The organism is Rhizobium favelukesii (assembly GCF_000577275.2).
In the GTDB taxonomy this organism is placed as follows: Bacteria; Pseudomonadota; Alphaproteobacteria; order Rhizobiales; family Rhizobiaceae; genus Rhizobium; species Rhizobium favelukesii.
Window position 1 is genome coordinate 34,152 of record NZ_HG916855.1, and the last position, 21,479, is coordinate 55,630.

At 60.8% G+C, this 21,479-nt stretch carries 20 protein-coding genes; 7 read left to right on the forward strand and 13 right to left on the reverse strand.

The window, feature by feature from the left end:
• Positions 1–45 precede the first annotated feature (45 nt).
• Positions 46–1,242: an ROK family transcriptional regulator gene (locus LPU83_RS63790; protein ID WP_024315260.1), complete on the forward strand. Its 1,197-nt coding sequence runs from the start codon at positions 46–48 to the stop codon at positions 1,240–1,242.
• Between the two features lie 5 nt (positions 1,243–1,247).
• On the opposite strand, the gene LPU83_RS63795 is transcribed toward LPU83_RS63790, so the two are convergent.
• The 4 genes from LPU83_RS63795 to hmgA form a co-directional block, all read right to left on the reverse strand.
• Positions 1,248–3,263, reverse strand: a complete 2,016-nt coding sequence (locus LPU83_RS63795; protein WP_024315261.1) for a beta-N-acetylhexosaminidase — start codon at positions 3,261–3,263, stop codon at positions 1,248–1,250.
• Between the two features lie 188 nt (positions 3,264–3,451).
• Positions 3,452–4,090, reverse strand: coding sequence for a maleylacetoacetate isomerase (gene maiA, locus LPU83_RS63800; protein WP_024315262.1), 639 nt, complete (start codon positions 4,088–4,090; stop codon positions 3,452–3,454).
• Complete coding sequence (locus tag LPU83_RS63805; RefSeq protein WP_024315263.1) at positions 4,087–5,109, reverse strand: fumarylacetoacetate hydrolase family protein; 1,023 nt, start codon at positions 5,107–5,109, stop codon at positions 4,087–4,089. The genes maiA and LPU83_RS63805 overlap by 4 nt, the downstream gene beginning before the upstream one ends.
• 28 nt (positions 5,110–5,137) lie before the next feature.
• Entirely contained in the window at positions 5,138–6,496 is a 1,359-nt protein-coding gene (gene hmgA, locus LPU83_RS63810) for a homogentisate 1,2-dioxygenase (protein ID WP_024315264.1), read from the reverse strand.
• A 68-nt stretch (positions 6,497–6,564) separates the two neighbouring features.
• Here hmgA and LPU83_RS63815 point away from each other — a divergent pair, with 68 nt between their 5' ends.
• A complete protein-coding gene (locus LPU83_RS63815; RefSeq protein ID WP_024315265.1) occupies positions 6,565–7,017 on the forward strand; it encodes a MarR family winged helix-turn-helix transcriptional regulator in 453 nt (150 codons plus the stop codon).
• A gap of 1 nt (position 7,018) precedes the next feature.
• Here LPU83_RS63815 and LPU83_RS63820 read toward each other — a convergent pair whose 3' ends face one another.
• Positions 7,019–7,492, reverse strand: coding sequence for an Lrp/AsnC family transcriptional regulator (locus tag LPU83_RS63820; protein ID WP_024315266.1), 474 nt, complete (start codon positions 7,490–7,492; stop codon positions 7,019–7,021).
• Positions 7,493–7,619: 127 nt separating this feature from the next.
• Between LPU83_RS63820 and hppD the strand changes: the two genes are divergently transcribed.
• On the forward strand, positions 7,620–8,729 hold the full coding sequence (gene hppD / locus LPU83_RS63825) for a 4-hydroxyphenylpyruvate dioxygenase (protein ID WP_024315267.1): 1,110 nt from the start codon (positions 7,620–7,622) through the stop codon (positions 8,727–8,729).
• Positions 8,730–8,750: 21 nt separating this feature from the next.
• Here the strand turns inward: hppD and LPU83_RS63830 are convergent, their stop codons facing one another.
• From LPU83_RS63830 to LPU83_RS63865, 8 genes are all read right to left on the reverse strand, one after another.
• Entirely contained in the window at positions 8,751–9,668 is a 918-nt protein-coding gene (locus LPU83_RS63830) for a DMT family transporter (RefSeq protein ID WP_024315268.1), read from the reverse strand.
• Positions 9,669–9,753: 85 nt separating this feature from the next.
• The gene (gene mmsB / locus LPU83_RS63835; protein WP_024315269.1) at positions 9,754–10,638 is read right to left on the reverse strand and encodes a 3-hydroxyisobutyrate dehydrogenase; all 885 of its coding nucleotides are present in this window, start codon (positions 10,636–10,638) and stop codon (positions 9,754–9,756) included.
• A 9-nt stretch (positions 10,639–10,647) separates the two neighbouring features.
• Positions 10,648–12,243, reverse strand: a complete 1,596-nt coding sequence (locus tag LPU83_RS63840) for a GMC family oxidoreductase (protein ID WP_024315270.1) — start codon at positions 12,241–12,243, stop codon at positions 10,648–10,650.
• A gap of 19 nt (positions 12,244–12,262) precedes the next feature.
• The gene (locus tag LPU83_RS63845; protein WP_024315271.1) at positions 12,263–13,252 is read right to left on the reverse strand and encodes a branched-chain amino acid ABC transporter permease; all 990 of its coding nucleotides are present in this window, start codon (positions 13,250–13,252) and stop codon (positions 12,263–12,265) included.
• Positions 13,253–13,254: 2 nt separating this feature from the next.
• Positions 13,255–14,142, reverse strand: a complete 888-nt coding sequence (locus tag LPU83_RS63850) for a branched-chain amino acid ABC transporter permease (RefSeq protein WP_024315272.1) — start codon at positions 14,140–14,142, stop codon at positions 13,255–13,257.
• Positions 14,143–14,146: 4 nt separating this feature from the next.
• Complete coding sequence (locus LPU83_RS63855; protein ID WP_024315273.1) at positions 14,147–14,848, reverse strand: ABC transporter ATP-binding protein; 702 nt, start codon at positions 14,846–14,848, stop codon at positions 14,147–14,149.
• Positions 14,848–15,630 (reverse strand): ABC transporter ATP-binding protein, encoded by a 783-nt coding sequence (locus tag LPU83_RS63860; protein WP_024315274.1) that lies wholly within the window; start codon positions 15,628–15,630, stop codon positions 14,848–14,850. The genes LPU83_RS63855 and LPU83_RS63860 overlap by 1 nt, the downstream gene beginning before the upstream one ends.
• A gap of 4 nt (positions 15,631–15,634) precedes the next feature.
• Entirely contained in the window at positions 15,635–16,840 is a 1,206-nt protein-coding gene (locus LPU83_RS63865; protein WP_024315275.1) for an ABC transporter substrate-binding protein, read from the reverse strand.
• Positions 16,841–17,160: 320 nt separating this feature from the next.
• On the opposite strand from LPU83_RS63865, the gene LPU83_RS63870 reads away from it, so the two are divergent.
• The 4 genes from LPU83_RS63870 (at position 17,161) to LPU83_RS63885 (ending at position 21,288) form a co-directional block, all read left to right on the forward strand.
• On the forward strand, positions 17,161–18,081 hold the full coding sequence (locus LPU83_RS63870) for a LysR family transcriptional regulator (RefSeq protein WP_024315276.1): 921 nt from the start codon (positions 17,161–17,163) through the stop codon (positions 18,079–18,081).
• Positions 18,082–18,180: 99 nt separating this feature from the next.
• Positions 18,181–19,368, forward strand: a complete 1,188-nt coding sequence (locus tag LPU83_RS63875; protein WP_024315277.1) for an acyl-CoA dehydrogenase — start codon at positions 18,181–18,183, stop codon at positions 19,366–19,368.
• 94 nt (positions 19,369–19,462) lie between these two features.
• The gene (locus LPU83_RS63880; RefSeq protein ID WP_024315278.1) at positions 19,463–19,921 is read left to right on the forward strand and encodes a membrane protein; all 459 of its coding nucleotides are present in this window, start codon (positions 19,463–19,465) and stop codon (positions 19,919–19,921) included.
• A complete protein-coding gene (locus tag LPU83_RS63885) occupies positions 19,921–21,288 on the forward strand; it encodes an FAD-containing oxidoreductase (RefSeq protein WP_024315279.1) in 1,368 nt (455 codons plus the stop codon). Before LPU83_RS63880 ends, LPU83_RS63885 begins: the two co-directional genes overlap by 1 nt.
• Positions 21,289–21,479 lie beyond the last annotated feature (191 nt).

The following is a 21,479-nucleotide window of genomic DNA, read 5'->3' on the forward strand; positions in this document are numbered from 1 at the left end:
TGCGGTAGAGCAAGTGATTGGTTTGAATTCCCGCAAGTCGGACATATGAAGGCAATTTCAGGCACCAACCTCGAGCAGGCAAAATCGCACAACCGGCGCGTCGTGATCGAAGCGATCCGAACGAGCGGCCCCTTGTCGCGTGCCGCTCTTGCCAAGTTGACGGCGCTCAGCACTCAGACGGTCTCCAACATCGTCGAGGAGCTTGAGGGGGCAAAACTACTGAAGGCGGAAGCGCCTCAAAAGATCGCGCGCGGCCAGCCGATCACGCCATATTCGATCAATCCTGACGGCGCCTATTCCATCGGCCTGGAACTGGAGCGGAATCATGCAGTTGGGGTCCTGACGGATCTTTCGGGAAGGGTCCGGGCAAGGGTCGAAAGGGCCGTCGACAGGCCGACGCCTGCCGAGGCGATGCCCATCCTGGCCGGGATCGCTGAGGAGTTGCAGCGAAGCTTCCGCTTCGATCGCGCCCGCCTGCTCGGTGTCGGCATCGCGATGCCGGGGCGTTATGCCGCCGAAGGGGTGACGTCCCTCAGCCCCGTGACACTGCCTGGCTGGCAAGGTTTTCCGGTCGCCCGCGAGCTAGCCGGTCTGGTTGGCGTGCCCGTTCTCGTCGAGAACGACGCGACGGCTGCGGCAATCGGCGAGCGCCTCTATGGCGTCGCGCGCGGTCTAAGCAGCTTTGTCTACCTGTTTCTTGGGCGTGGCATCGGCGCCGGCATGTTCCTTGACGGTCATCTTTACAAGGGCAGCCGCAGCAATGCGGGCGAGATCGGCCATATGATCGTGGTCCCGAATGGCCAGGCCTGCCAGTGCGGCAAGCGTGGTTGTCTGGACCGTTACGTTTCCCTCGGCTCGGCCTACGAGTACCTCAACGTTCAGGATCCTGAACAATACGCCCCTGAGACCCTGGATACTCTGATCGAGCAAGCGACCGGTCGGATTGACGCCTGGGCGAAGGCTGCGGCCGAACCCATGCGCCAGACGATCGATTTTCTCGAACTGGCCTTCGACCCGCAGACGATCGTTCTCGGCGGTTCCATGCCATCTTCGCTGTTGCAGCGCCTTGCCCGTCGGTCGGAACCCTTGCATACGCCGGTTAATCCGGGGGCCGAGCGAAGCCTGCCCCGCATCATGATCGGCGCGACCGGCAAAGACACGGCGATTTTGGGCGCCGCGGCTCTGCCAATCTTTTCGGAAACGAACCCGCAGTTCGATGTGCTCCAGAAGCCTTTAGGCTGACAGCATCACGGATAGGCATAAAGGACCGGCATCAATCCTGCGACCGCCTTGAAACGCTCCCAGGATTTGTCGGCTGGTTTCGTCCAGGCGCTCTCGGCAAGCGCCGAGATTCGGGGGAAGACCAGGCGATCGAAGACTGCGCGGTCGGTCATCGGCTCCGACCAGATGCAGGCCTGGATACCGCGCAGCTTCATCTTCTGCTCATCGCTCCAGCCTTCGACCGGATCGAAATTGTAGAGCTTCTCCGGCTCCGACCACCCGGCCCAGCTGGCGCCGGGCTCGTCCCAATCGGGGCTGTTTGCCATGTCGAGATAGTAGACCTGCCCCGGGCAGACCACCATCTCGTAGCCTTGGCCAGCAAGCGCTGCCGAGACTTCGACGCTACGCCAGCCGCAGAGATAGCTCTTGGTCTTGTCGATGACGTTGCCGTGCGCAGCTTCTTCCCATCCGCCCGTGATGCAGCCTTGCTCGGCAAGGAACTGCTGGATCCTTGCGAGAAAAACGGATTGCAGAACCGCAGCTCCAGATCCGTCGATGTCATCGGCGCCATGTGTATTCGTGATCACGTTGAGGCGGTTGGCGTGTGCGTCGACCATTGCGTCTCCAGCGATCTCGCGCAGCCGCGCCAGCGCTTCCGGGGACCCCGACCAGGCACCGAGCGGCACCTCGTCGGCGCCGATATGGATCGTCTTGAAGGGAAAGAGCTCGATCAGTTCGCCGAAGATGGTTTCCAAAACCTCGTAGGTCTTCTCGCGCGCCGGGTTCACGCAGTTGTCTGGAAAACCCTGGACGGAATAATAGCTTCCGACCTCCTGCGGGTCACGAAGCTCAGGAATTGCCTGCTGCATGGCAAAACAATGTCCCGGCACGTCGATCTCCGGCACGACCTCGATGCCGAGTTCCTTGGCGTGCGCCACAATCTCGCGAACCGCAGCTTTGGTGTAATAGCCGCCGGTGCGTGCCGCGCCTGAGCCGAGCAGCGGCGGAATGGCAAGTCCATGTCCGCGCCAGGCGCCGACGTCGGTCAGCGCCGGATAGGCATCGATTTCCACGCGCCAGGCTTCGTCGTCCGACAGGTGCCAATGGAAGCGGTTGACCTTGTTCCAGGCGAGAATGCTGAGCAACTTCTTGATTTCAGCCATGCCATAGAACTGACGGGCAACGTCAAGATGAAGGCCACGCCATCCCATGGATGGCTCGTCGCGTATCTCGCCTTCGACGGGGAAGCGGAATGCGCTCGGATAAAGATGTGCGCCGCGCCAGATCTGGCCGAGCGTGATCAGACCATAGAGCAGGCCCGTCTGGGTGCTGGCTGAGATGCGAATGACATCACCGGCGAAGGACACGCCATAAGCCTCCGGTGTGAAACCGTCGACGATCTGCAGCATGGCAGGCATTCCGCCTTCTGAGGCTGGACGAACGATCCCCTCGACGGCAAAAAGCTGTTCGACGAGGCCGGTAAAGGTAGCCGCCGCGGCAATTGCCCGCGGATCGCTGGCGCTAAGGGCAAACCCCGGGGGGACCGAACGCTTGCCCGATACCGACACCTCGTTCGGCCATGGCACGATCGAAACAGGCACCGGCGGATTGGCCGGCACGGGATAGATTTCTGCGCCACGCTTTAGCGGAGAATTGTTGGCGAGCGAGCGGGTCGGTTCGACCGAGAGCGACAGCGTGCTGCCGTCGGCAAAGGCGAGATAGGCGCCGGTAGCCCCATCCGTCCAATGCTGGAACGGCCAGCTCAGAGCGGAGATCGTCAATGTCCAGGTCTTGCCCGCCTCAAGCTCGAAGTTTTCGGGCGGCAGGAATTCGGTGAAGTTCGACAGCCGGCGACCAATCGTGCCGCCCTCGATGTGAACCGCCGGATCCACGCGTCCCGGGCCACTGATGCAGAGAGAGAAATCGGCGATTTCGTTCGACGAAAGGTTCTTGAGACTGAGGGTATAGGCCTGGCCTTGTTCTTCGGATCCCGGTTGCCACGAGGTTTCGAGCCGCAGGGCGGGTTGGCGCTGTTTTGTCATGATTGTCTCTTGGTGACGTTGCTGAACACAGGGCTGTCCCGGCAGCGCCGAGACCCATTCTCATTTAATCAATCAATTTGATTTAATCAGCTGTCGTCGGCTGGCGTCAATCGGTGGTAAGAAAATTATCGGGCGTGCAAGTCGCCGAAGAGCGGCGGGAACCGTAGCAGTTGGCGGCGCCGCGATCGCTAGCAGCGCTTTGCCGCGTCCGGATGGGCGGCCTTGAATGCTGGCAATGCATTGCACGCATCAGCAATGCGTGCGACGCGTCGCAAAGTCGACATTTCGACATCCCAGCGACGGGCGTTGTAGACCTGCGGCACCAAGCAGAAATCTGCCATGGTCGGCGTGTCGCCAAAACAGAAGCGGCCGGTTGTCGGATCATCAAGCATCTTTTCGAGTGCCTGAAGTCCGCTGCCGATGAACTTGATCATCCACTGCGTTCGTGCGCCCTCCTCGCCCGTGAGGTGGACGACGTGAGAGACGACGTTGAGGTTGCAGACGGGGTGAACGTCCATGGCAACGGCATAGGACAGCGCCCTCACCCGCTGCCGCCCGGCCGCGGTATCGGGCAGGAACCCGCTTTCGGGGCGGGTTTCGGCCAGATATTCGATGATGGCCAGCGATTGGGTCAGCATACGTCCGTCGATGCGCAGGCTCGGGACCAGGCCTTGAGGGTTGATCTTCAGGTAGTTTTGATCCTTGTGAGCGGAGGCGAGCAGGTCGATTGGCACGGTCTCGTAGGCAAGTCCCAGCATTTGAAGCGCGATGCGGACACGAAAGCTCGCCGAGGAGCGCCAGTAGTCGTAGAGCACGATCTCCGTCATTGCCTCCGGTCTCCATCGCAGCGTTGCACCGTCTGCTCGATCGCACCGAAGATCGATGCACCATGCCTGTCGTTCATCTCGATGCGAACGGTATCGCCGAAGTGCAGGTAGGGCGTCTTTGGTCGGCCGTGTTCGATGGTCTCGATCATTTGGATCTCGGCGATACAGGAATACCCGTCCCCACCCTCGGCGATCGGCCTGCCGGGGCCGCCATTGCGTTTGTTGGAAACCGTGCCGGAGCCGATGATAGAGCCTGCGGTTAAAGAGCGCGTCTTTGCTGCGTGCGAAACGAGCTGCCCGAAGTCGAATGTCATGTCTACGCCGGCATTGGCGCGACCAAACGGAGAGCCGTTCAGACTGACCAGCAGCGGAAGATGTAGCTTGCCGTCCTTCCAGGCCTCGGCGAGCTCGTCTGTCGTTACGGCCACCGGCGAGAAGGCCGATGAGGGTTTCGATTGGAAGAATCCGAATCCCTTGGAAAGTTCATCGGGAATGAGGCCCCGCAGTGAGACGTCATTCACCAACATCACCAGCCGGATCGCCTCGCATGCCTGATCCGGCGGTGCACCCATGGGCACGTCGTCGACGATCACTGCGACTTCGCCTTCCATATCGATGCCATAAGCCTCGTCGGCCGCAAGGATCGGATCATAAGGCGCCAGGAACGTGTCGGAACCGCCCTGGTACATCAGAGGGTCGGTCCAGAACGTCGTCGGCATCTGCGCGTTTCGCGCCTTTCGCACCAACTCAACATGGTTGACGTAGGCCGAGCCATCGGCCCACTGGTAGGCGCGCGGTAGCGGCGAATGCACGTTGCGTGGATCAAAGGGCTTGGATAGGTCAGACCCTGCTTCCAGGCGTTCGGCGATGCGCGCAAGCTTGGGCGCCGTGGCCGACCAGTCGTCCAGCGCTGCCTGCAAGGTGCGCACCTCGCCCGTATCGGCAAAGCGCGTCAGGTCGCGGGAGACGACGATCAGCCGACCGTCCCGCGTGGAGTCTTTGAGTGTTGCAAGTTTCATGGAACCTGTCCGCGTTCGCTGTGGTGGCTCACTTGATGCCCGGCGTTGCGTCGAAGCGCCGCTCCAGACCATCCCAGCAATCGATGTAGTCGTCCTGCAGCGTCTCCAGTTCCGCCGCGTATTTCGTCAGTTGCTGCGGGAACCGGGTCTCGAACATGAAGGCCATCGTATGATCCAGCTTGACCGGTTTCAGCTCCGAGTTGGACGCCTTTTCGAAGCCGGACGCATCTGGTCCATGTGGCAGCATCATGTTGTGCAGGCTCATGCCGCCTGGAACGAAGCCCTTTTCCTTGGCATCGTATTGTCCAAGGATCAGGCCCATGAACTCGCTCATGATGTTGCGATGATACCAGGGGGGGCGGAACGTGTGCTCGGCAACCAGCCATCGGGGCGGAAAGATTACGAAGTCGACATTTGCAGTGCCCTGTTCTCCGCTCGGCGCTGTCAGCACCGTGAAAATCGACGGATCCGGATGATCGAACAGAATCGCCCCGACCGGGGAGAAGGTTCTGAGATCGTATTTGAACGGCGTGTAGTTTCCGTGCCATGCCACGACGTCGAGCGGTGAGTGACCGATCTCCGTCACAAAGAACCTGCCGCACCATTTCACATGGACGCGACACGGTATCTCCTTGTCCTCGAAGGCGGCGACCGGGGTCTTGAAGTCGCGGGCGTTCGCCAGGCAGTTGGCGCCGATCGGCCCGCGATCCGGCATGGTGAACTTTGCTCCGTAGTTCTCGCAGATGTAACCACGCCATTCTGTTCCGTCGCCGAGACGTGAGACCTTGAACATCATCCCACGGGGGATGAGGCAGATCTCCGCGGGCTCGACCTCGATGACACCCATCTCCGTGAAGACGCTGATGGCGCCGCGTTGAGGCACGATCAGCAGTTCGCCGTCGGCATTGAAGAAATAGTCGTCAACCATGTCTTCGTTGAAGGCGTAGGCATGCGCGGCCATGCCGACCTGGGTCATCACATCGCCGGCGGCCGTCATCGTTCGAATTCCGGCAAGAAAGTCCGCGCGGGCCGTTGGCGCCGGGATCGGGTCCCACCGCAGCTGTCCAAGCGGCAGCGAGTGATCGTCCAGGCACGGCGCTGACTTCCAGAACGGATAGCTCGCATTGCTAAAACGACGCGTGTGGCGAACACTTGGCCTGATGCGGTAGAGCCAGGAGCGTTCGTTCGTCCCCCTGGGAGCTGTGAACGGCGAGCCCGACAGCTGCTCGGCATAGAGACCGTAGTTGCACTTTTGCGGGCTGTTTTGACCCTGTGGCAGTGCCCCGGGAAGCGCCTCCGTCTCAAAATCGTTGCCAAAACCCGGCATGTAGGAAACGTCGCTGGCTCCCGCCCGCGCACGGGAACGTGGTGCTTCGGTCGTGTCCATGCTTGCATCTCCTCCATTTATATAGTTACAAACGTAACCGTCGATTTTGTAACTATCAAGGAGCAGGAATGGCCAATGGATTCGAGCTTGACGGCTTCATCCCGTACCGGCTCAACCGGGCATCGGAACTGGTCAGCCTGTCATTTGCCCGGCAGTACAAGCAGGAGTTCGACCTCACCCGGCCCGAATGGCGCACACTGGCCGCACTCGGCAGCGTCGGGGTGATGACGGCAAAGGACATCGGCGCGCATTCGCATATGCACAAGACAAAGGTCAGCCGGGCAGTCCAGGCACTGGAACAGCGGCACTGGCTGAAGAGAGTTCCAAGCGACACCGACCGACGCTTCGAGCAGATCGAACTCACCGCACTAGGGCGGCAATACTATCAAAAAATCACCCTCCTTGCCGACAAGTACCAGGAGACGGTGCGCATGACGCTCGGCCAAGCCGCCATCCGGCATCTCGATCTGGCGCTCGCGGCGATCGAGGCGTCTGCGGGACTGTCGCGCAAATCGAAATGAATTATGATCCGGAAAGCGGATAACCTTCGAAGTTCTTCAACGTATTGAGAACAATCGCCGTCTTCACGTGCTGAACCGATTCATGCGGCAGCAGCACGTCGTTGACGAAGCGCGAAAGGCCGGACAGGCCACGGGTCGCGACTTTCAGGTGATAGTCCATTTCGCCGGTCAGCGCATAGGCTTCAAGGACCTCGGGAAGGCCGTTGACCAATTGCGCAAAGCGGCGAGCGTTGTCGCGATTGTGGGTTGCCAGCGTCACCGAGATGACGACCAGCAGGTTAAGCCCCAGCCTGTCCGGGTCGAGGTTTGCCTGATAGCCGCGAATGAAGCCCTCGGCTTCCAGTCGCGTTCGCCGTCGCGAACATTGAGACGCTGAAAGGGCAATGCGTTCGGACAGTTCGATATTGGTCAGTCGTCCGTCGCTTTGGAGCTCGGCAAGGATCTTCCGATCAAATCCATCCAGTTGCTCAGACATTGTACGATCCGTCCGTAATCTGCACGTTTCGTGCGGATAATTTGCCAAGCATGCCCATAATGCAAGCACATTGCATGAAAGTGGAGCGATAATTTGCATCAAATGACGACAACCTCAGGAGCAGCAAATGGGCCCCTATCCGCACGACGCACCGCCGTCTCAAATTACTACGGACAACCCCGCCGGCACGGATGGGTTCGAGTTCGTCGAATTCGCGCACCCACAGCCGGAAAAGCTCGCGGAACTGTTCACCTGCATGGGGTATCAAGCGGTTGCCAAGCACAAGACGAAGGACATTACCGTCTGGCGCCAGGGTGACATCAACTATCTCGTCAATGCCGAGCCGGACAGCCACGCGACGCGGTTTGTCGGCGATCACGGCCCCTGCGCTCCGGCGATGGCGTGGCGTGTGGTCGATGCCAAGCATGCCTTTGACCACGCCGTTGCCAAGGGCGCGACCCCCTACGAGGGCGACGACAAGACGCTCGATGTGCCAGCGATCGTCGGTATTGGCGGTTCGCTTCTCTACTTCGTGGAACGCTACGACGCGAAAGGATCGGCTTACGATCTCGAGTTTGACTGGTTAGGCAAACCCAATCCGCGGCCAGACGGCGTTGGTTTCTTTTATCTCGACCATCTCACCCATAACGTCTATCGCGGCAACATGGACAAGTGGTGGGACTTCTACCGCGAACTGTTCAATTTCAAGCAGATTCACTTCTTCAACATTGATGGCCGCATTACCGGCCTGATGAGCCGCGCAATTACCTCGCCGTGTGGCAAGATTCGCATTCCGCTGAATGAATCGAAGGACGATACCAGCCAGATCGAGGAATATCTGAAGACCTACAAGGGTGAAGGCATCCAGCATATTGCCGTTGGAACCGATGCCATCTACGAAGCGACCGACAAGCTCGCCGAGAACGGGCTTCGCTTCATGCCCGGCCCACCTGAAACCTACTACGACATGTCAGTTCAGCGCGTCACCGGCCACGACGAACCGATCGACAGGATGCGTCGGCACGGCATTCTGATCGATGGCGAAGGCGTACTCGATGGTGGCACGACCAAGATCCTGTTGCAGATCTTCTCGAAGACCGTTATCGGCCCGATCTTTTTCGAGTTCATCCAACGCAAGGGCGACGAAGGTTTCGGCGAGGGCAACTTCAGGGCGCTCTTCGAATCCATCGAAGCCGACCAGATACGCCGCGGCGTGGTCAAGCCGGCCGCCGCTTAGCGGCGGAAATGACGAGCGAAATCAGTGGCCGTCGGGGGCGACAGCCTCCGGCGGCACTGTTTCCAGCAGGTTCTTGCGATGGAAGATAAACAGGCCGGCCACGACGATGATCGTGCCGCCTGTGATCACGTAAAGATCAGGAACGTCACCGAAAAAGAGGTATCCCAGTGCAATCGCCCAGATCAGCAGGCTGTATTGCAGCGGCGCAAGCAGCGATGCCGGTGCAAGCTTCAGCGAACGCGTGATCAACAGGTGCGCGCAGGACGCGACGACGCCAAGCCCAATCATGCCGCCGAGTTCGACCGGTGTTGTCGGCTGCCAGGCGCCGATCGATAGCACTGCTCCGACGGCAAGGGCGGCGATCATCTGCCAGGTGACGAGGGTCGTATCGCTTGTGTTGCGCAGATATCGGTTCAGGACGAGCGCCATCGAAAAGGAGAGGCTGCCGACAATCCCGAAGAGAGAGGGCAGCGACAGCATCGCCGAGGACGGACGAAGCGCAATCACAACGCCGCAGAAGCCGACGAAGACGGCAAGCCAACGGCGCCAGCCGATGCGTTCGTTGAGGAAAAAGTGCGACAGGGCCGCGACGTAGATCGGCCCGGCCATGTAGAAGGTCATCACGTCGGCCAGCGGCAGATAGGCGACTGCGGCGTAAAACAGGCCAACATCGAGCGTCGCCAAGAGCACGCGCAGAAACTGCAGTCCCTTCTGCTCCACCTTGAAAAGCTGGGCTGGACCCTGTCTGGCGATCAGCGGCCCGAGGATGATGAAGCATCCAAGTGAGCGGATGAGCAGCACCTGCCCGACAGAGAAGCTCGTCACCAGCCACTTACCCATCGCGTCGTTGAGCGCGAAGAGAAAGTCCCCGAGCAGCATCAGAACAACGCCCATCAATACGAAGTTCCTGAGGCCTGTCGCGCTCGGCTGCGGTTGCATGTCGGATTCCTGTTGCTGGTCGCCGCCTCGCTGCGGCAGGCGGGCCGTCGCCCATATCGACCAGGGTGTCAAGCCATCGCGGAGGCTATTGCGACTTGCCCCGCAGCATTTCGATGATTGCCGAGAAATCGCGGCCGCCGTTCCCCTGTTTCTCGAAAAGAGCGTAAAGCTGCGAGGCTTCGGCTCCGAGCGGCGTAGACGCGCCAGTGGACAGTGCAGCCTCTTGTGATAGTCGCAGATCCTTCAACATCAGCGCCGCCGCGAAACCCGGTTTGTATCCGTTGTTTGCCGGTGATGTTGGAACCGGCCCCGGGACAGGGCAATAGGTGCTGATCGACCAGCATTGTCCAGACGAGGTCGAGGCGACGTCGAACAGCGCTTGATGCGAAAGACCGAGCTTTTCGCCGAGTGCGAAGGCCTCGCAGACACCGATCATCGATATGCCGAGGATCATGTTGTTGCAGATTTTGGCTGCCTGCCCGGCGCCGGGCTCTCCGCAATGGACGATCTTCTTGCCCATCGCTTCCAGGATGGGCTTTGCCTTTGCGAAGGCCTCGTCGGAGCCACCCGCCATGAAGGTCAGCGTACCGGCCGCCGCCCCGCCGGTGCCGCCCGAAACAGGGGCATCGAGGGAAAGGCAGCCGGTATTGCTTGCCATTTCGTGTGCTTTGCGGGCGCTGTCGACGTCGATCGTGGAGCTGTCGATGACAAGCGTCCCGGCGCGAATCGACCGGAGAATGTCCGTCCATGCGCTGAGCACGTGCTTGCCCTGCGGCAACATCGTCACGACGATTTCCGCGTCCGAGACGGCCTGGCTGATATGGCTCGCCGCCGTGACGCCCTGCGCTTGCGCGGCCTGCAGCACCGGTGCTGCGAGATCGAAGCCGGTAACTTGATGACCTGCCTTGACGAGGTTGGCGGCCATCGGCCCGCCCATATTGCCAAGCCCGATGAATGCGATCCGTGCCATGCCGTTCTCCTATCGGTTATCCGCCAGGATCATGGCCGCTGCCATTTCGGCGATCATGATCGTCGGCGAATTGGTGTTGCCTGATGTGATGGTCGGCATCACGGAGGCGTCTGCAATCCGAAGCTTCGCCAAAGCCCTGAACCTCAGGCGGGGGTCGACGACACTTTCGCGATCCGCGCCCATCCGGCATGTCCCGACAGGGTGGAAGATCGTCGTGCCGATATCGCCGGCCGCCTCGGCCAGTTCCGCATCCGTGTGGTAGCTCGGGCCAGGTTTGAACTCTTCCGGCTGGAACCGCGCGAATGACGGTTCTGCGACAATTTTCCGTGTCAGGCGTATCGAGCGAATAGCTATGTCGCGATCGCGTTCGGTCGAGAGATAGTTCGGGCTGATCGTCGGCTGGGCGGCAAAATCCGGGCTTGCCACATGCACCCAACCGCGGCTTTCGGGCCTGAGGTTGCAAACGCTTGCGGTGATGGCTGGGAATGGGTGCACCGGGTCGCCGAACTTGTCGAGTGACACCGGCTGCACATGATATTGAAGGTCCGGCGTTTCCTTGTCGGGGCCGGATCGGGTAAAGATGCCAAGCTGGCTCGGCGCCATCGCCATCGGTCCGGAGCGCTTGACGAGATATTCCAGGCCAATCGCCGCCTTGCCGATGAGCCTCGTTGCCTTCTCGTTTAATGTCGGAACGCCGGTGACTTTGTAGGCCATGCGAAGCTGCAGGTGATCCTGTAGGTTCTCGCCTATGCCCTTCACTTCGGTGATGACCTCCACGCCCGCGTTCTGCAACACATCGCCGCGGCCGAGGCCCGACAATTCCAGAATGTGCGGTGAACCGATCGCGCCCGCTGCAAGGACCGTTTCCCTTGTCGCGTGAGCGCGCTTCGTGATACCCCGATGCTGATAATCGACACCTGTGACCGCGCCTTCCTCAATGACCAAGCGACATGCCTGCGCCTTCGTCAGGACCGTCAGATTGCTCCGCCGCATGGCCGGACGCAGGAAAGCCTTGGCGGTGTTCCAGCGAATGCCCGACCGCTGGTTGACGTCGAAGTAGCCGGACCCCTCATTGTTGCCGGTGTTGAAATCGGGACTCTCAGGAATGCCTGCCTCCCTGGCTGCCGCCTGGAATGCATCGAGCACTGCCCAGCGCACGCGGGCCTTTTCCACGCGCCACTCGCCACCGGCGCCATGCAGTTCGTTCTCACCGCGATAGTGATCTTCCGATTTGCGGAAGAACGGAAGAACGTCGTCCCAACTCCAGCCGGTGCATCCCATCTGCCGCCAGAGATCATAGTCGCGCGCCTGGCCGCGCATGTAGATCATGCCGTTGATCGAGGAGCAGCCGCCAAGCACCTTGCCGCGCGGATAGTTTAGCGCGCGCCCGTTCAGTCCCTGTTGCGGAGCGGTCGTGAAGCACCAGTCGGTGCGCGGGTTGTTGATGCAATAGAGATATCCGACGGGGATATGGATCCAGTGATAATTGTCACTGCCGCCGGCCTCCAGCAGCAGCACGCGCGTGTTCCTGTCCTTAGACAGCCGATTGGCGAGCACGCAGCCGGCGCTGCCGGCGCCAATGATGATGTAGTCGAAACGATCCATGCTCATGTCACCCCGCGGCTTAGCGGCGGTAGACGAAGCCGAGCTTCCGACCAAGACGCGAAGCGTAGAACTCGCCAATGATGCCGCGGCGGAAGATCAGCACGCAAATCATGAATACGATACCGGTGACGATCGTCACCGGAAATTCCGATGTCGCCAGGTAGTTTTCGAGTGTCACGACGAGGCCGGCGCCGAACAACGGACCGATCAGCGTCCCGATGCCGCCAAGCAGCGTCATCAGTATCACCTCGCCCGACATCTGCCAGGCAACATCGGTCAAGGTCGCGAACTGGAAGACGAGCGATTTGACCGCCCCGGCGAGCCCCGCGAGTGCCGCCGACATCACGAAGGCGCCAAGCTTGTAGCGGGCGACGGAATAGCCGAGCGATATCGCCCGTTGCTCGTTTTCCCGGATCGATTTCAGGATCATTCCGAAGGGCGAATTGATGAAACGCCAAATGATCAGGATACCGACGACAAAGACGGCCAGCACGAAATAATACATGCTGGTCGCGTCATTGAGATCGAGGAGGCCGAACAGATGGCCGCGCGGCACGGACTGGATGCCGTCCTCGCCATGGGTGAAGTCTGATTGCAGGCAGAAGAAGAAGAACATCTGCGATAGGGCGAGTGTGATCATCGCAAAATAGATGCCCTGGCGTCGGATCGCGAAAAAACCCATGACGAGGCCGAGGGCGGCAGCTCCTACCACACCGACAGCGATGCCAAGCTCCGGCGAAACCCCCCATTCCTTCACGGCATGGGCGGTAAAATAAGCAGCTCCGCCGAAGAACGTCGCATGGCCGAACGACAGAAGGCCGGTGTAGCCGAGAAGAAGATTGAAGGCGCAGGCAAACAGCGCGAAGCACAAGAGCTTCATCAGGAAAATCGGATAGAAGAAAAACGGCGCCAGCAGCAGGAGCAGCAGGCCGATGATGAGGAAGGCTGCCTGCACCGAAAGGGCAGTGCGGTTCTTTTCCGTTCTCATGGTCTCGGTGATCTCTGTCATCGTCATGCATCCCGGCCGAAGAGGCCCGCGGGCCTGATGAGGAGAACGATTGCCATGATGACGAAGATCACGATGTTGGAGGCTTCGGGATAGAAGACCTTGGTGAGACCTTCGGCAATACCCAGTACGTAGCCGGTGATGATCGCCCCCATGATCGAGCCCATGCCGCCGACCACGACGACCGCAAAGACGACGATGATCATGCTGGAACCCATCAGCGGCGACACCTGATAGATCGGTGCGGCAAGCACGCCCGCGAAGGCAGCAAGACCGGCTCCGAGCGCATAGGTCATGGTCAGCAGGACCGGCACGTTGACGCCAAATACCTGGACGAGTGTCGCATTCTCGGTCGCTGCCCGCAGATATGCACCGAGTTTCGTCTTCTCGATCAGGAGCCAGGTGCCGAGGCAGATCACGAGCGATACGGCCACGACCCAACCGCGATAGATCGGCAGAAACATGAAGCCGAGATTGACGGAACCTGCAAGGGCGGCGGGCTGCGCATAGGGCTGCCCGGAAGAGCCATAGAGATAGCGAAAGGTGCCCTCCACGGCGAGTGCGAGCCCGAAGGTGAAAAGCAGTCCGTACAGCGGATCGAGGTCATAGAGCCGGCGAAGGAACAATCGCTCGACCACCGCGCCGGCCAGACCGACGATGACGGGTGCCAGGATCAGCGACGGCCAATAGCCGATGCCGGCATAGGCAAGCAGAAGGTAGGCGGCGAAGGCGCCGAGCATATATTGCGCGCCGTGCGCGAAATTGATGACCCGCAACAAACCGAAGATGATGGCGAGCCCGAGGCTCAAGAGGGCATAAAACGAGCCGTTGATCAGGCCGATCAGCAACTGGCCCATAAACGCCTGTAGGGGAATGCCGAAGATCATCGTCATGAGATCACACTCCCAGAACCTTGTGCAGCGTATCCATCCGCTGCGGCAGCTCGCCCACGGGGAACTCCGAAACCATCTGCCCGTGATCCATAAGATAGAAACGATCGGCGATCCGGCTAGCGAAACGGAAATTCTGCTCCACGAGCAGGATCGTCATGCCACGCTCCTTCAATTGTTTCAGCACCTCGCCGATGCGTTGGACGATGACCGGGGCTAAGCCCTCGGTGGGCTCGTCGAGCAACAGCATGCGCACGCCGGTGCGCAGAATGCGGGCGATCGCCAGCATCTGCTGCTCACCGCCCGACAGTTTCGTGCCCGCACTGTTGCGGCGCTCATAGAGGTTTGGAAACAGCTCGTAGATCTCGTCCACGCTCAGGCCGCCGGAGGCAACGATCGGCGGCAGCAGCAGATTTTCTAACACCGTCAGTGTCGAGAATATGCCCCGTTCCTCCGGCACGAAACCGATGCCTCGGCGCGCTGTCTTGTGCAACGGCACCTGCATCATGTCCTCGCCGGCAAAGATCAGCTTGCCTTTGCGGGCGCGCACAATGCCCGTTATGGTCCGCAGCGTCGTCGTCTTTCCGACGCCGTTGCGGCCGAGGATGGTGATCGTCTCACCTTCGCCGACGCGCATGTCGACACCGTGCAGGATGTGGCTTTCGCCATACCAGGCATTGAGCCCCTGGAGCTCCAGAAGTGTCGTCATCAACCCTCCTCCGAGCCCATGTATGCTTGGCGCACGCGCGCATCGGCGCTCACCGTCGCATAATCGCCCTCGGCGAGAATCTCGCCACGCTGCAGCACCGTCACCTGCTGGCAGATGTCGGCGACCACAGACAGATTGTGTTCGACCATCAGGACGGCGCGGTCGCGCGCCACGTCGCGGATCAGCGCCGAAACGATGCCGACATCCTCGTGCCCCATGCCTGCCATTGGCTCGTCGAGCAGGAGCACTCTCGGGTCAAGCGCCAGCGTCGTGGCGATCTCGAGCACGCGCTTGCGGCCATAGGAGAGATCGGCGGCGATCGCATCGCGCTCGTTCGAAAGGCCGACTTTCGCAAGCAGTTGTTCGGCACGTTCGTTCAATTCGTCGAGAGCCGAAAGCGGACGCCAGAATTGCGTCGACAGATTGTTTGGCCGCTGTAGTGCCACGCGGACATTGTCGAGAACGCTCAAATGCGGAAACACCGCCGAGATCTGAAACGACCGCACCAGTCCCATCCGCGCCACCTTGTCCGGTGCCGTTTTGGTGATGTCGGTGCCCATCAGCGTGATGGTACCGGCACTGGGCTGCAAAAACTTCGTAAGCAGGTTGAAGACGGTGGTCTTGCCAGCACCGTTGGGGCCGATCAAGGCATGCACACTTGCATCGTGGACGTCGAGATCGACATTCTTGACAGCGGTGAAGCCGCCGAAGTCGCGGCGCAGGCCGCGGGCGGAGAGTACCACCCGCGGCGTCGCGTTCGATTGTGTTGCGGAAACCGCCATCGGTTTAGTTCACCAGGGCGCAGCCGCTCTTGGCGGGATCGATATAGGCTTCCTTGCCGGGAATGGTCGCCAGAACGTTGAAGTAGTCCCACGGTTCCTTGCTGTCGGCTGGCTTTTTGACCTGAAGCAGGTACATGTCATGGATCATGCGGCCGTTCGGGCCAACCGTGCCGCCGCGCCCGAAGACGTCATCGACTGGCATTTCATGCAACTGCTTGGCAACGGCATCGGTGTCGTCGGTACCGGCCTTCTGGATCGCCTTCAGGTATTGAAGGACGGCCGAGTAGGTGCCGGTATGGACCATGTTCGGCATCCTGCCTGTACGGGCGAAGAACTTCTTGCCGAACTCGCGGCTCTTGTCGTCGAGGTTCCAGTAGTAGCCTTCGGTCAGCGTCAGCCCCTGTGCCGCATCGAGGCCGAGCCCATGGACTTCCGCAAGCGTGAAGAGCAGTGCCGCCAGATGTTGGCCGCTTTGGGTGATGCCAAACTCGGCCGCCTGCTTGATGGCGTTGGAGGTATCGAGGCCGGCATTGGCAAGGCCGATCACCTTGGCGCCGGACGATTGCGCCTGCAGCAGGAACGACGAGAAGTCCTGTGTCGAGAGGGGGTGGCGCACGGAACCGACCACTTTGCCCCCGTTGGCCTTGACGAAATCGCTCGTCTGCTGCTCCAGAGAATAACCGAACGCATAGTCGGCCGTCAGGAAGAACCAGCTGTCGCCACCCTGCTTGACGAGCGCGCCTCCGGTGCCGACGGCCAGCGCATGCGTGTCATAGGCCCAGTGGAAGCCGTAGGGCGAGCAGGCCTTGCCGGTCAGGTCCGTCGTTGCCGCGCCGGTGACGATGTCGATCTTCTTCTTTTCCTTGGCGACAGCCTGGACCGCGAGCGCTACCGATGAGGTGGTCAGTTCCATGATCGCGTCGACCTGCTCGGTGTCGTACCATTGGCGAGCGATGTTGGAGGCGATGTCGGCCTTGTTCTGGTGGTCGGCATCAACGATCTCCACCGGCACGCCCAGAACTTTACCGCCGAAATCCTCGACGGCCATCTTGGCTGCCTCCACGGAGGACTTGCCGCCGAAATCAGCGTAGACGCCCGACTGATCGTTCAGGATGCCGATCTTCACCTTGCCGTCGGATGCACCATCGGCGAGTACGGCGGTGCTGCTTGCAAGCAGGAATGCGAGCGATGCTATGAGATTCTTTCGCATATGTCTCTCCTCCCAGAGATTGGCCAGAATGCGGATCTGTTCAGATTTGGCCAGCCGCCCTCCTCAAAGCTGCCAGCACATGCCTTACGATCACGGAATTAGCCCATTCAAGCAAGGCCGCTTTACAACTAATTCCAAACAGTATCTGCTCGTTTTTGAACAGACGTGCCGTCGCATCGCGACCGTGGCTCAATGAATGCAGATCGTTAGGGTGCTTTCGTTGGAACGTAGGGCAGGCCGCGGTGATTTGCAGGCTGCCCGGCATTAGACGAAAGACCAATAGCGGCCGCTTGACGATCGCAGCGCCCACAGGGGGATTGATGAACAATTCGGCGCAATTCACCTGGGATGACCTGCAGTTCTTTCTCGCCGTTGCCCGCACCGGCCAGCTATCGACTGCCGCGCGGCAATTGCGCACCAGCCACGCGACGGTTTCGCGCCGCATCGACCGGCTGGAATTTGCCCTGAAGGTCAAACTCTTCGAGCGTAATCCGCGCGGCTATGTGATGACTGCCATGGGCGCGCGCTTCGTCGAGACCGCCGAAAAGATGGAGCAGGAAACCGAGCGGCTGCGCGCCGACCTGACCGACGGCGCCACAACGCAGCGTGGCGTGGTGCGGCTGAGCGCGCCGGAAGGCTTTTCCAACTTCTTCTTTGCGCGCGTGCTGCCGCAGTTCGTCGCCCGCCACCCGAATTTGTCGCTTGAGCTGGTGACGATCCAGCAGATCATGTCGCTGTCGCGCAAGGAGGCCGATATCACCGTCGTTCTCGATGAACCGAAGGGCGGCCCGTATTTCTCCGACAAGCTCACCGACTACCATCTCCAGGTCTATGGTTCGCGGGAGTACCTGCAACGAAGTGCGCCGATCACCTGCCGCGACGACCTTTTGGAGCATCCCTTCATCAGCTATATCGAGGAGATGATCTTTGCCCCCGGCCTCGACTATCTCGGCGACGTGCATCCGCGCATCAAACCGCAGTTCCAGAGCTCCAGCATCTTCGCGCAGCTGACAGCGACACGAAACGGCCTGGGGCTGTGTGTGCTTCCCTATTTTTTCGCTAGCCGTTACCCGGAGCTGGAACGGGTCCTTCCTGATGAGGTCGATCTCAGGCGGCATTACTGGATTACTTGCCATCGCGACCTTCGGCAGTCGCCGCGGGTGCGGGCCGTCATCGATTTCCTGCGCGAGGCCGTGATCGGCAAGGATGTCAGGTTCATTCCTCCCTGGGTGAGGCGATAGGTTGGCCCAGGGGTCGGTTCCTGGCGAGTTGACCCGTCCGTCCGGCGGGTCTATGCCCGAAGAAGGTTCGCGCCGGCAGGTGAATGAGGAGGAGTGACCATGCAGCATACCCGCGAGATCTTCGACTGGGCCGATCCGTTCCGGCTTGTGGAGCAGTTGTCGGACGAGGAACGCATGGTGCAGGAGACGGCACAATCCTACGCGCAGGAACAGCTGGTGCCGCGCGTGCTCGAGGCCTTCCGCAACGAGAAGACCGATCCTCGGATCTTTCGCGAAATGGGCGAGCTCGGCCTGCTTGGGCCGACGATTGCGCCGGAATATGGCGGGGCGGGCCTCGGCTACGTCGCCTATGGCCTGATCGCCCGCGAGGTCGAGCGCGTCGACAGCGGCTACCGCTCGATGATGAGCGTGCAGTCCTCCCTGGTCATGGTGCCGATCGATGCCTTCGGTTCGGAGGCGCAGAAGCAGAAATATCTGCCAAAGCTTGCGACCGGCGAATGGATCGGCTGCTTTGGCTTGACCGAGCCCAACCACGGCTCGGATCCGGGCTCGATGGTGACGCGGGCAAGGAAGGTCGATGGCGGCTATAGCCTGTCGGGCGCCAAGACCTGGATCTCCAATGCCCCGATCGCCGACGTCTTCGTGGTCTGGGCCAAGACCGAGGACGGTGTCATCCGCGGCTTCATCCTGGAAAAGGGCTGGAATGGCCTGTCGGCGCCGGCCATCCATGGCAAGGTCGGCCTGCGCGCCTCGATCACCGGTGAGGTGGTGATGGACAATGTCTTCGTGCCGGAAGAGAACCTGCTGCCCGACGTGTCGGGTCTTAAAGGTCCGTTTACCTGCCTGAATTCTGCCCGCTTCGGCATTGCCTGGGGGGTGCTCGGAGCTGCCGAGGATTGCTACGCGAGGGCACGCCAATATGTGCTCGACCGCAAGCAGTTCGGTCGGCCTCTCGCCGCCAACCAGCTGATCCAGAAGAAACTCGCCGACATGGTGACGGAGATTTCGCTTGGTCTGCAGGGCTGCCTAAGGCTCGGCCGCATGAAGGAAGATGGGCATCCGCCGGTGGAGCTGACCTCGATCGTCAAGCGCAATTCCTGCGGCAAGGCGCTCGACATCGCCAGGCTTGCGCGCGACATGCTGGGCGGCAACGGCATCTCCGACGAGTTCGGCGTTGCCCGCCATCTCGTCAACCTCGAGGTCGTCAACACCTACGAGGGAACCCACGACGTCCACGCCCTGATCCTCGGCCGCGCCATCACCGGCATCGCCGCATTCGCGAATTGAGCCATATTGGGCATCGCGCAAATTGAAACCCGCGCGACAATGTGCCAGCTTCCCATGACCGCGAGAATATTGCGCGCGGCATGGGGGATTGCACATGCTTTTGTTTCTTGCATTTCTGATTGGAATTATCGCAGGCCTCAGGGCCATGATGGCGCCGGCCGTCGTTGCTTGGGGTGCCGCACTCGGCGGGTTTGACGTTTCACAGACCCCGCTTGCCGTCATGGGATATCGCTGGACGCCCTGGGTGTTCACGCTGCTTGCTGTCGTTGAGTTGATAACCGACCAGCTACCCTCGACCCCGTCACGCAAAGTTCCCATGCAGTTTGCCGCCCGGCTCGTCATGGGTGCGCTGACGGGCGCCACGATCGGCGCGTCCGGCGCATCGCTCGTCGGTGGGTTGGTTGCAGGCATCGTCGGTGCCGTGGTTGGGACGCTTGGCGGTGCGGCCGCCCGCGCCAAGCTGGCCGCCGCCTTCGGCAAGGATACACCAGCAGCGCTGATCGAGGACGCGGTTGCGATCATCGGCGCGATCATCATCGTGGGAGCAGTCTGATGCCTAGTTTTGACGCCATCGTCATCGGGGGCGGCCAGTCCGGCCCCTTCCTCGCCGCCCGCATGGTCGAAAAGGGCATGAAGGTGGCGTTGATCGAACGCAAGTTCCTCGGCGGTACCTGCGTCAATGCCGGCTGCATGCCTACCAAGACGCTGGTGGCAAGCGCTCGCGCTGCCCACATGGCACGGCGCGGGGCCGACTATGGCGTGACGATCCCAGGCCCCGTCGGCATCGACATGACGGTGGTGCGCAAGCGCGCCGAAACCGTGACGATGAATGCCCGCAACGGCCTGATCAACTGGTTTGCCGGCATGGACGGGATCACCCTCATCTATGGCCATGCTCGTTTCGAAGATGCTCAAAGCGTCACCGTGAACGGCGAGACGCTGACGGCCCCGAAGATCTTCCTAAATGTCGGGGCCCGGCCGATCATCCCCGATTTGCCGGGTATTGATGATATCGATTACCTCACCAGCACCTCGATTATTCATCTCGACACGCTTCCGAGGCACCTGGCGGTCATCGGCGGCAGCTATATCAGCCTCGAATTCGCGCAGATGTATCGTCGCTTCGGGGCCGACGTGACGGTGATCGAGCGCGGCCCGAAGCTTGCCTCGCGCGAGGATGCGGACATTTCGGACGCGATCGCCGATATCCTGCGTTCGGAAGGCATTGGCGTGCACACCGATGCTGATGGTATAGGCTTTTCCAGGACGGCCAATGGGATCATCGTCAGCATCGGCAATGGTCAGCCGCCGATCGAGGCAAGCCACGTGCTTATCGCTACCGGCCGCACGCCGAATACCGACGATCTCGGCCTCGACAAGGCTGGCGTCGTCACCGACCAGCGCGGCTACATCACCGTTAACGACAAGCTTGCGACCAATGTCGAAGGCATCTGGGCGCTCGGCGATTGCAATGGCCGCGGTGCCTTTACCCATACCTCCTACAACGACTTCGAGATCGCTGCCGCCAACCTCATCGACGGCGAGGACCGCAAGCTCAGCGATCGCATTCTCGCCTACGCGCTTTATATCGACCCGCCGCTTGGCCGTGTCGGCATGACCGAGAAGGAGGCACGCGCCTCTGGTCGCAAGATCATGATTTCGACCCGGCCGATGAACCGGGTCGGACGCGCTAACGAGCGCGCCGAGACCAAAGGCTTCATGAAGGTGATCGCCGATGCCGAAACGCAGCAGATCCTCGGAGCGGCCATCCTCGGAATCGAGGGCGACGAGGTGATCCATGGCCTCATTGATGCGATGAATGCCAAGGCCCCCTACCCGGTGTTGAAATGGGCCGTGCCGATCCATCCGACCGTGTCCGAGCTGATCCCGACGCTGCTTGCGGATTTGAAAGCGGTTTAGCTGCGGAGGCGGTCTTCCGGCCCGTGGTTTGACCTTGCATCTCACTCGGACGGCGCTGGACATTGCCTCGCCGGAGCAAATGGATATGGCGCTTGACGGCACCCCATTCGGTGGTTTTGGCTCCGCAATCGGAGCGAAACTTGGCGTTGCTGCGGTCATCTCCGGAATGCGAAACCCCGGATGACGAAGCC